This is a genomic window from Paenibacillus sp. 2TAB26 (assembly GCF_052115145.1).
Classification (GTDB): domain Bacteria; phylum Bacillota; class Bacilli; order Paenibacillales; family Paenibacillaceae; genus Pristimantibacillus.
In genome coordinates, this window is sequence record NZ_JBFRGC010000122.1 from 1 (window position 1) to 408 (window position 408).

The 408-nt window shown below is 67.9% G+C and carries 1 protein-coding gene and 1 pseudogene; both read right to left on the minus strand.

What is annotated here, in order from left to right; genetic code table 11:
- A partial coding sequence (locus AB4Z50_RS36155) for a LysE family transporter (protein ID WP_441887328.1) occupies positions 1–169 on the minus strand: 169 nt, incomplete at its 3' end.
- A gap of 49 nt (positions 170–218) precedes the next feature.
- Positions 219–368: pseudogene (locus tag AB4Z50_RS36160) on the minus strand (LysE family translocator); the annotation flags it as partial.
- Between the last annotated feature and the right edge of the window lie 40 nt (positions 369–408).

Genomic DNA, 408 nt, shown 5'->3' on the forward strand with positions numbered 1-408 from the left:
TCAGCACCGCAGCCTGCGGCCAGAACGCCTGATGCGCCTGATGCGCGTCCAGGAACTGCGGCACGAATGCCACGAAAAACACGATGCTCTTCGGGTTCAGCGCCGTCACCAGCCACGCCTTGGCGAAACGCTGCCCCGCGCTGCCTGCCTGCGCCGGCACGTTGCACATTGGCCTGCGCACGGCGCGTGGTCAGTCGGGTGGCCAGGGAGCGCGCCAGCAGCGCGTAGACCATGGCGTTGGCGCTGGCCAGCACCACGAAGGTCGGGATCAGCACCGCAGCCTGCGGCCAGAACGCCTGATGCGCGTCCAGGAACTGCGGCACGAATGCCACGAAAAACACGATGCTCTTCGGGTTCAGCGCCGTCACCAGCCACGCCTTGGCGAAACGCTGCCCCGCGCTGCCTGCC